This is a genomic window from Nocardioides sp. (genome assembly GCF_047607365.1).
GTDB lineage: Bacteria > Actinomycetota > Actinomycetes > Propionibacteriales > Nocardioidaceae > Nocardioides.
Genome location: NZ_JASGDD010000093.1, coordinates 1 through 9,325 on the forward strand (window position 1 = coordinate 1; position 9,325 = coordinate 9,325).

Genomic DNA, 9,325 nt, shown 5'->3' on the forward strand with positions numbered 1-9,325 from the left:
GCGAGCCGTCCGCCGACGCGACCGCGACGGCCTCGGCCGACCCCGCCTGGGTGGCGGCGACGGCCGCGAAGGCGGGCATCCCCGTCGTCGCCATGCGCGCGTACGCCGACGCGCAGCTCGCCTCGCCCGCCGGCTGCGGCCTGGGCTGGACCACCCTCGCCGGCATCGGGTGGGTGGAGTCGCAGCACGGCACGCTCGACGGCCGCACCCTCGGCGAGGACGGCGTGCCCTCGGCCCCGATCACCGGCATCCCCCTCGGCGAGCTCGACCGCGCCTACGGCCCCCTGCAGTTCATCCCGTCGACCTGGTCGACGTGGGGCGCGGACGCCGACGGCGACGGCCGGGCGGACCCGCAGGACATCGACGACGCGGCGCTCGCGGCCGCGCGCTACCTCTGCGCCTCCGGCCCGCTGACCACGGCATCGGCCTGGTCGGCGGCGATCTTCAGCTACAACCACTCCGCCGAGTACGTCACCCAGGTCTACGCCGCGGCACAGGCCTACGCCGAGCGGACCGGCTGACGAGCAGCCTCAGTGCCCGGCGGCGAGCTTGAGCGCGGTGATCCCGGTCCCCGCGGCGGCGAGCAGCAGCCCGACCAGGAAGGTGCGCGGGGAGGGCCGCTCGCCGCGCATGTGGCCGATGACGAGACCGGTCACGGCCAGCCGGACCAGGACGTAGCCCGACGCGGCGATCTGGGCGAGATGCCCCGGGACGTCGCCCCACCAGGCGGCCAGCAGGATGAGCGCCGGGACCAGTCCGGAGGTGAGCACGGGGACCGAGTCGCGCAGCTCCTCCGCGAGGTCGCGCAGGGTCAGGGTCGCGCCGGTGCGGGCCCGCCGGCCGGCGGACTCGGCCAGGGCATGGGCGAGGAAGATCGCGAACGACGTGCCCGCGACGATCCAGAAGCTCTGGCCGCTCTCCGCGTCGTCCCTCGTGAGCGGCACCAGGCTGCTCAGGGCGAGGATGTTGCCGTAGACGTACGCCGTGATCCGGCTGGCCGCGTCCTCGGGCGAGAGTCGCTGGCGTCGGCGGTAGATCTTCTCGAACACGAGCCGGACGCTAGCGGTTCCGCAGAGAGAAATGCTGATAGTCCTTCAAGGATCTCCAGGCGCCGCCCCACTCCCAGCCGACGGCGGCGAACGCCCGGACGACCGCGTCGCCCGGCTCGATCATCCCCGGCCGGAGGCGGTCGCGATCGAGGTAGGAGCGCGCCAGCTCCGGGAGGACCACGTCGCCGCGCTCGTAGGGGTTCTGGAACGGGTTGACGTCCACCGCGAGGCCGTAGGCGTGCTGCGACCACGTCGTCTCGCCCCTCACCGGACGACAGTTGAAGGCGCCGGTGTCGTTGCCGTCCCCGGTCGGCGGCGCATCGCGCTCGGCCACGGTCGTGATGCGCATCTGCTCGATCGGATAGTCCTGCTCCCACAGTGCCCGGAATGCCGTCACCATCGCCCTCGCCTGGCTCGAGGCCACCAGCAGCTCCCCGGTGTGGCGGGCGCCGTCGAAGCCGTGGAAGGTGAGCCGCACCCAGGCCAGGTCGTCCGCGGCGACCGGGCACGCCGCCGACCACGTCGAGCGGGCGATCACCTCGGCCGGCGCCGGGTCGGCGATCCGCGACGCGAAGCCGGTCCCGGGCAGGGCGGCGACGGTGTCGGGCAGGGTGAACGCCCGTCGCCGCAGCTCCGCCGGCGTCGTCTGCGCCAGCACGTCCCCGTCGGCGTCCTGCGGCAGCACCCGCGTGCCGAGCCAGGACGGGGGAGTGCTTCCGGCCCGCGGGGTGGAGGAGGCGCTCGGCTGGGTCGCCGTCGCCGTCGCCGTCGCCGTCGCCGTCGCGGTCGTCGTCGTGCTCGACGCGGGGGCTCCGGTCGACGCCGGCGCCCCGGACGCCGCCGGCGGGGCGTCGGTCTCCCGCCCGCCACAGCCCCCGGCAGCCGCGAGAGCAAGGGGCCCGACCGCGATCGCCGCCAGCACCCGCCTCCACCTCACCTTGCCACCGTAGCCAGAGCCCCGCCCGGATGGGGATCCCGGTCCCGACGCCGACCACTAGACTGGAGCCACCCCCGGTCCTCCCGATCGCGGGGCCGTTTGTGCTTGCCCAGGAGCTTCGTGTGCCCCCTCTCGCCTCGCTCGGCGATGCCGTCGTCGCCACCCTCCAGCCCGTGCTCGCCGAGGAGCTCGCGACCCTCGACGTGACCGGGCCCGAGGCGCTGCGCCCCTTCCTGGTCACGGGCCTGGCGCACCAGGGCCGTGTGGTCCTCGCCGTCACGGCGACCAGCCGGGAGGCGGAGGATCTCACCGCAGTCCTGCGCGGCCTCCTCGACCCGGCCCGGGTCGGCTACCTGCCGAGCTGGGAGACCCTGCCGCACGAGCGGCTGTCGCCGCGCAGCGACACGGTCGGCCGCCGCCTGGCCGTGCTGCGCCAGCTGGTCCATCCGGAGCCCGGGCTGCCGGCGCTGCAGGTCGTGGTCGCCCCGATCCGGTCGGTCCTCCAGCCGCAGGTCAAGGGCCTGGGCGACCTCGAGCCGGTCGCGCTGCAGCCCGGTCAGGCGGCCGAGCTCGACGACGTCGTACGCCGTCTGGCCGATGCCGGGTACACCCGGGTCGACCTCGTGGAGAAGCGCGGGGAGCTCGCGGTGCGCGGCGGCATCGTCGACGTCTTCCCGCCCACCGAGGAGCACCCGCTGCGGGTGGAGTTCTGGGGCGACGAGGTCGAGGAGATCCGCTCCTTCAGCGTCGCCGACCAGCGCACCCTCGAGGCCCGTGAGCGCCTGTGGGCACCGCCCTGCCGCGAGCTCCTGCTGACCCCCGAGGTCCGCGAGCGCGCCGCCGCGCTCGGCGAGAGGCACCCCCAGCTGCTCGAGCTGACCGACAAGATCGCCGCGGGCATCGCGGCCGAGGGGATGGAGTCGCTCGCGCCCGCGCTCGTCGACGAGATGGAGCTGCTGGTCGACCTGCTGCCCGCCGGCTCCCAGGTCCTCGTGCTCGATCCCGAGCGCGTACGCCGTCGCGCCCACGACCTCGTCGCCACCAGCGAGGAGTTCCTCGGCGCCAGCTGGGCCTCGGCCGCGACGGGCGGCCAGGCACCCATCGACGCGTCGGTGCTCGGCAAGGCGTCGTACTGGGATCTCGGGGACGTCCGCGAGCACACCCTCACCCGCGGCGTCGACTGGTGGTCGACATCGCCGTTCGGGCTGGACGAGGACGCCGCCGTGCTCAGTGCCGACACGGCCGGCGTGCCGGTCCGCACGCTCGAGGGCCGCGCCGCCGGGGCCTACCGCGGCGAGATCGACAAGGCCGTTCACGACCTCGACCAATGGCGTCTGGCGGGCTACCGCGTCGTCGTCGTCCAGCCCGCGCACGGCCCGGCGAGCCGCACCGTCGAGGTGCTCGCGGAGCACGACGTCCCGGCCCGCATCATCTCCTCCGACGACGTCATCACCCGCGACGTGGTCAACGTCCTGATCGGCACGCTCGACCACGGCTTCGTCGACGACGAGGCACAGCTCGCCGTGCTCACCGGCGAGGACATCTCCGGCCAGCGCACCACGACCCGCGACATGGGCCGGATGCCCGCGCGCCGCAAGAGGCAGATCGACCCGCTCGAGCTCAAGCCCGGCGACTACGTCGTCCACGAGCAGCATGGCGTCGGGCGCTTCGTCGAGATGAGGCAGCGCGAGGTCGCCGGCGCGACCCGGGAGTATCTGGTCCTCGAGTACGGCGCCTCCAAGCGCAACGGCCCGCCGGACCGGCTCTTCGTCCCGGCCGACGCGCTCGACCAGGTGACCCGCTATGTCGGGGGAGAGGCTCCGAGCCTCGACCGCCTCGGCGGCGCCGACTGGTCCAAGCGGAAGGCGCGCGCCCGCAAGGCGGTCCGCGAGATCGCCGCCGAGCTGATCAAGCTCTACGCCGCGCGCCAGGCGACCAAGGGCTTCGCCTACGGGCCGGACACCCCGTGGCAGCGCGAGCTCGAGGACGCGTTCCCGTTCCAGGAGACGGCGGACCAGCTGTCGACGGTCGACGAGGTGAAGGCGGACATGCGCCGCGAGACGCCGATGGACCGGCTCATCTGCGGCGACGTCGGCTACGGCAAGACCGAGATCGCCGTGCGCGCGGCGTTCAAGGCCGTGCAGGACGGCAAGCAGGTCGCCGTACTCGTCCCCACCACCCTCCTCGTGACCCAGCACCTCGCGACCTTCGCCGAGCGGATGTCGGGCTTTCCCGTGGTGTTGAAGGGACTCAGCCGCTTCCAGAGCGACAAGGAGAGCAAGGAGATCATGGCCGGCATGGCCGACGGCTCCGTCGACATCGTCGTGGGCACGCACCGCCTGCTCAACCCGGACATCCGGTTCAAGGACCTCGGCCTGATCATCGTCGACGAGGAGCAGCGCTTCGGCGTCGAGCACAAGGAGCAGCTCAAGCGGATGCGCACCGCCGTGGACGTGCTCTCGATGAGCGCCACCCCCATCCCGCGCACGCTGGAGATGGCGATCACCGGCATCCGCGAGATGTCCACGATCACCACGCCGCCGGAGGAGCGCCACCCGGTTCTCACCTATGTCGGCGGCTTCGAGGAGCGCACCGTCATCGCGGCGATCCGGCGCGAGCTGCTGCGCGAGGGGCAGGTCTTCTACATCCACAACCGGGTCGACTCCATCGAGCGGGCGGCGGCCAAGCTGCGCGAGCTGGTGCCCGAGGCGCGGGTCGCCACCGCGCACGGCCAGATGAACGAGAAGCAGCTCGAGCAGGTGATGCTCGACTTCTGGGAGAAGCGCTTCGACGTGCTCGTCTGCACCACCCTGGTCGAGTCGGGACTCGACGTCTCGAACGCCAACACGATGGTGATCGAGCGCGCCGACGCGCTGGGGCTGTCGCAGCTGCACCAGCTGCGCGGCCGGGTGGGGCGGTCGCGCGAGCGGGCGTACGCCTACTTCCTCTACCCGCCGGAGAAGCCGCTCACCGAGACCGCCCACGAGCGGCTCGCGACGCTGGCGCAGCACTCCGACCTCGGCGGCGGCATGGCGATCGCGATGAAGGACCTCGAGATCCGCGGCGCCGGCAACCTGCTCGGCGGCGAGCAGTCCGGCCACATCGCCGACGTCGGCTTCGACCTCTACGTGCGCCTCGTCGGCGAGGCGGTCAGCGAGTTCAAGGGCGACGCTGCGCCGGAGCTGAACGAGGTCCGGATCGAGCTGCCCGTCGACGCGCACCTGCCGCACGACTACATCCCGTCGGAGCGGCTGCGGCTGGAGGTCTACAAGCGCCTGGCCGAGGTCCGCTCGGATGACGACGTCGATGCCATCGAGGAGGAGCTCAAGGACCGGTACGGCGACCTGCCGATCGTCGTCCTCTCGCTGCTGCTCGTCGCCCGCTTCCGGGCGCGAGCCCGCGCGGCCGGCGTGGCCGAGGTGACGATCGCCGGCAAGAACGTGCGCTTCGCCCCCGTCGTACTGCCGGAGAGCAGGCAGGTGCGCCTGCAGCGGCTCTATCCGAAGTCGCTGGTCAAGAACGCCGTGGACACGATCCTCGTCCCGCGGCCGGTCTCCTCCGGCTTCCCCGCCAAGCCGCTGGACGGCATCGCCCTGCTGGAATGGGCGCGGGGAGTCATCGACAGCGTGATCGACCCCGCCGCTACCTGATCCTCGCCCCCGCCCCATCAGCCCCTGGCGCCACAGCGCCCAGGCAGGAGTGGAACTTCTCGGGGGGTGCACCGGCCGAGAAGTTCCCGAGTCACCGGTTAACCGGGGACTCCGCCCGTCGCGCCGCAGACCCATCTGAAAGGATCGCTCCGTGACGATGGAAGCATTCGGGGACGAGTTCGGCGAGGGCTCCGACGAGCGGCGGTGGAACGCTCCGGAGATGTGGGACGTCCAGCCGGGCTGGATGAGCGAGGAGGACCTCGCCTCGACCCGGGGCCGGGTCCCGATGCTGTACGTCGAGGCGCTGCCTGTCCGCGTCGACGCCGGCGGCCGGGTGACCTCCGTCGGACTGCTGCTGCGCGGCTCGGCCACGACCGGCCGGATCACCCGCTCCCTGGTCTCGGGGCGCGTGCTGCACGGCGAGCAGCTGCGCGACGCGCTGATGCGCAACCTCGAGAAGGACCTTGGCCCGACCGCATTCCCGGTGCTGCCGACCACGACCATCCCGGCGGCGATCGCCGAGTACTTCCCGTGGCCCACCGGCCGGTTCCACGACCCCCGTCAGCATGCCGTCGCGCTGGCCTTCGTGGTGCCGGTGACCGGCGAGTGCCACCCCCGCCAGGACGCGCTCGAGATCTCGTGGGTCTCGCCGGAGGAGGCCGTCTCCGAGGGCTTCGCCGAGGAGCTCGAGGGCGGGCGCTCCTCCCTGCTGCGCCAGCTGCTGCACCACGTCGGTGCCATCTGACATGCCCGAGCGCGCGTCGGGAGAGGGGCTCGTCGAGTTCCTCGCCATGATGCGCACCATGCGCGAGCGCTGCGCGTGGAAGGCCGGCCAGACGCACGAGTCGCTCGCCAAGCACCTCCGCGAGGAGGCCGACGAGGTGCTCGAGGCGATCGAGGAGGGAGACTCCGCGCACCTCGCCGAGGAGCTCGGCGACCTGCTGCTCCAGGTCTACTTCCACGCCGCCATCGCGGAGGAGGCGGGCGCCTTCACGATGGACGACGTCATCGGCGGGCTGATCGCCAAGATGCGCCGCCGCAACCCGCACGTCTTCGATCCCGCCGTCGCCGCCGGAGGCCCGTACACCGTCGACGAGATCGAGGAGCTCTGGCAGGCCGCGAAGGCCGCCGAGCGTTCCTGAACCTCCCGGCTGCGCGCCGGATCAGCCGCGGGCCTGGGGGTGGGGCGTCTCGCCCCGGGCGAGCATGGCGACGAACGCCTCGATCCGCCGCGCTCGGGCTGCCTCGGTCCGGATCGCGGTCAGCCGGTGGTAGAGCGCGTAGCGGTTCTGGGCGTTGAGGGTCGCGTACGTCGCCGCGGCGGCCGGGTCCGCCTCGATGGCCGCCAGGAGATCGACCGGCATCTCGGCCGTCGCCGATCCGGCGTACGCCGCCTCCCAGCGCCCGTCGGCCTTCGCCGCCTCCACCGCGGCCCGGCCGGCAGGCTCCATCCGGCCCTCCGCCTCGAGCCGGGCGATGTGGCCGACGTTGATCGCCGACCAGCGGCTCCGGGGACCGCGCGGCGTCCACCGCTGGAAGGTGGTCTGGTCGTCCCGCCGACGGGTCTGGCCGTCGATCCAGCCGAAGCACAGCGCCTCGTCGAGCACGCCCGCGTAGTCCAGCGCCGTGACGGTGCCGCCCTTGCGGCTCAGCACCAGCCACACCGCGGCGACGCCGGCGTGATGCTCGGAGAGCCACGCCCGCCATGCGGCGGCGTCCGGCAGCAGCAGCTCCTCACCGGACAGCACCATGCCGGCCAACGTACGCCGACCGGCTGATCAGGTCAGCCACGACATGCGCTGAACGGGGCCGACACGCCGACCGCGTCGGCGTGTCGCGGGCAGGAGCCGCACGAAGCGGTCGCGCCCTCAGACGAAGAGCGTCGCCTTCTCCTCCGGCACGCGCGGCAGGCGGCCGAGGTGGGCGTTGTCGGCGGGCTGGCCGATGTTGACGACGAGGAAGGACTTCCAGCCGTTCTCGCCGAAGAACTCCTCGTCGAGCCCCGCGGCGTCGAAGCCGGTCATCGGACCGGCCGCGAGGCCGACGGCCCGGGTCGCGTAGATGAAGCCGCCGCCCTGCAGCCCCGCCGAGATCTTGGCCGAGGCGGCCGCCACCTCCGGCGCGTTGGCGAAGGTGTCGCGCAGCGCCGCCGCGTGCGGGAACGTCGTGGGGATGAACTCGTAGTACTCCGGGTCGATCGCGAGCACCGCGGTCGCGGGAGCCGAGGAGACCTTGGGCCGGTTGCTCTCGTTGATGTGCGGGAGCAGGCGCTCCTTGCCCTCGGGGGTGGTCACGAAGAGGACACGCAGCGGCTGCGTGTTCGCCGCCGTGGGCGTCCACTTCGCGAGGTCCCAGATCGCGGCGAGCTGCTCGTCGCTCACCGGCTCGTCCGAGAAGTAGGACACCGTCCGTGCGGAGGTGAACAGGTCGGCGACGGCCTGGTCGTCGATCGGCTGCGGACGGTGGATCTGGATCGTCTCGGTCATGCCCGCAAAAACCGAGTGTTCCACTCGTCTATTCCGTGACGCGGGTCTCACGGTGAGCGCGACCCCGCGGTCGCTGGATCAGCTCACCGGCGTGGCGACCGCGAGGGCGATGAAGGTGGCGTCGTCGATCCGGGAGTAGTACGAGTCCTTGCAGACCAGCTTGATGGTGCTCGTGCCGGCGGGAGCGTCGACCAGCTGCTCGAGTGGGTAGTAGTGGCGGTAGGAGGTCCGCATGGTCCCCGCCGGCTTGCCGAACCGCTCCGGGGCGCCGACGACCGTGCCCGCGACCGAGTAGGCGCACAGCGCCGCCGCCTCGTACTGGTCGTCGCTGCGGTGCGTGAGTGCGAAGCTCCCGGTCAGCATCACCTGTCCGGCGGTCGGCAGGGTAATGGTGACGCTGGTGCAGTCGGCGTACTCGGTGGTCGACGGCGGGGTGCACACCCCTCGTGGCGCCTCCCAGGCGAGTCCTCCGAACTGCGCCGATGCGGCCGTCGCCGCCGACTGGGCCGAGCTGGCCGAGGGCACCTGCCCGAGCGTCGACTCGCTGATGTCGGCGCCGGTCAGGGTGTCGTCGGCGACCTTGGCGCCGGTGACGGCCTTGTCCTTGAGGTCGACGGTCTGGACCGCGCCGTTCCTGATCGACTTGCTCGTGACGGAGTTCTTGGCCGCGACCTTGGCGGCGTACGCGCCGCCGGAGAGCGCGACGAAGAGAGCGAGGAGCGCGATGGCCTGGCCGCGGAGGAGGCGGGCGACGGTGTACAGCATGGGGTTCTCCCGAGAGACGGTCCGATGGTCCGTCGAACGTAGGAGAGGGCGAGCGGGGCGCTCAATCGTGGATGTCCACGGCCTCTTCGGCGTCACCCGCGCCACCCGCGCCGCCGAGGGCGGCGAGGGCGGCGAGGGCGGTGCCCAGCTGCACCCGCGAGCGGATGCCGAGCTTGGCGTACGCGCTGCTCAGCTGATCCTCCACCGTGCGGACCGCGACCCCGCAGGCGCGGGCGATCTCCTTGTTCGAGCGCCCGGCAGCGGCGTGATGCGCTGCCTCGAGCTCGCTCGCGGTCAACGTCCGCGCGGCCGGCGTCCGTCCCCCGACGCGGCCCAGCTCCAGCAGGACGCGGGTCTCCCAGCCGGGCGCGCCGAGCGAGCGGAAGCGGGCGGCGGCTGCGGAGAGCAGGTCCCGGGCGTGCCCCCAGCGTCGCTGCC

General features: G+C 72.8%; 10 protein-coding genes. 4 read left to right on the plus strand and 6 right to left on the minus strand.

Annotated features, from left to right (window positions below):
- A partial coding sequence (locus QM572_RS07150) for a lytic murein transglycosylase (protein ID WP_415091512.1) occupies window positions 1-521 on the plus strand: 521 nt, incomplete at its 5' end.
- 9 nt (window positions 522-530) lie between these two features.
- Here the strand turns inward: QM572_RS07150 and QM572_RS07155 are convergent.
- Window positions 531-1,049 carry a hypothetical protein gene (locus tag QM572_RS07155; protein ID WP_415091514.1) on the minus strand — a complete coding sequence of 173 codons (519 nt, stop codon included), beginning with the start codon at window positions 1,047-1,049 and terminating at the stop codon, window positions 531-533.
- A 10-nt stretch (window positions 1,050-1,059) separates the two neighbouring features.
- On the minus strand, window positions 1,060-1,986 hold the full coding sequence (locus QM572_RS07160; RefSeq protein ID WP_415091516.1) for a M15 family metallopeptidase: 927 nt from the start codon (window positions 1,984-1,986) through the stop codon (window positions 1,060-1,062).
- Between the two features lie 122 nt (window positions 1,987-2,108).
- Between QM572_RS07160 and mfd the strand changes: the two genes are divergently transcribed.
- From mfd to QM572_RS07175, 3 genes are all read left to right on the plus strand, one after another.
- The gene (gene mfd / locus QM572_RS07165) at window positions 2,109-5,636 is read left to right on the plus strand and encodes a transcription-repair coupling factor (RefSeq protein WP_415091518.1); all 3,528 of its coding nucleotides are present in this window, start codon (window positions 2,109-2,111) and stop codon (window positions 5,634-5,636) included.
- Between the two features lie 157 nt (window positions 5,637-5,793).
- Window positions 5,794-6,381: a DUF4916 domain-containing protein gene (locus QM572_RS07170; RefSeq protein WP_415091530.1), complete on the plus strand. Its 588-nt coding sequence runs from the start codon at window positions 5,794-5,796 to the stop codon at window positions 6,379-6,381.
- Between the two features lies 1 nt (window position 6,382).
- Window positions 6,383-6,778, plus strand: a complete 396-nt coding sequence (locus QM572_RS07175; RefSeq protein WP_415091520.1) for a MazG nucleotide pyrophosphohydrolase domain-containing protein — start codon at window positions 6,383-6,385, stop codon at window positions 6,776-6,778.
- A 21-nt stretch (window positions 6,779-6,799) separates the two neighbouring features.
- Here QM572_RS07175 and QM572_RS07180 read toward each other — a convergent pair whose 3' ends face one another.
- The 4 genes from QM572_RS07180 to QM572_RS07195 form a co-directional block, all read right to left on the minus strand.
- A complete protein-coding gene (locus tag QM572_RS07180; protein WP_415091522.1) occupies window positions 6,800-7,387 on the minus strand; it encodes a YdeI/OmpD-associated family protein in 588 nt (195 codons plus the stop codon).
- 117 nt (window positions 7,388-7,504) lie between these two features.
- On the minus strand, window positions 7,505-8,122 hold the full coding sequence (locus tag QM572_RS07185) for a malonic semialdehyde reductase (RefSeq protein ID WP_415091524.1): 618 nt from the start codon (window positions 8,120-8,122) through the stop codon (window positions 7,505-7,507).
- Window positions 8,123-8,200: 78 nt separating this feature from the next.
- On the minus strand, window positions 8,201-8,887 hold the full coding sequence (locus tag QM572_RS07190) for a hypothetical protein (protein WP_415091526.1): 687 nt from the start codon (window positions 8,885-8,887) through the stop codon (window positions 8,201-8,203).
- A 61-nt stretch (window positions 8,888-8,948) separates the two neighbouring features.
- Window positions 8,949-9,325 (minus strand): response regulator transcription factor (locus QM572_RS07195; protein WP_415091528.1); only part of this gene is annotated, 377 nt, incomplete at its 5' end.

Bases quoted from the DNA above. Each gene is read 5' to 3' on its own strand.
- QM572_RS07170 (WP_415091530.1), top strand. From the start codon at position 5,794: ATGGAAGCATTCGGGGACGAGTTCGGCGAGGGCTCCGACGAGCGGCGG.
- QM572_RS07175 (WP_415091520.1), top strand. From the start codon at position 6,383: ATGCCCGAGCGCGCGTCGGGAGAGGGGCTCGTCGAGTTCCTCGCCATG.
- QM572_RS07180 (WP_415091522.1), bottom strand. From the start codon at position 7,387: ATGGTGCTGTCCGGTGAGGAGCTGCTGCTGCCGGACGCCGCCGCATGG.
- QM572_RS07185 (WP_415091524.1), bottom strand. From the start codon at position 8,122: ATGACCGAGACGATCCAGATCCACCGTCCGCAGCCGATCGACGACCAG.
- QM572_RS07190 (WP_415091526.1), bottom strand. From the start codon at position 8,887: ATGCTGTACACCGTCGCCCGCCTCCTCCGCGGCCAGGCCATCGCGCTC.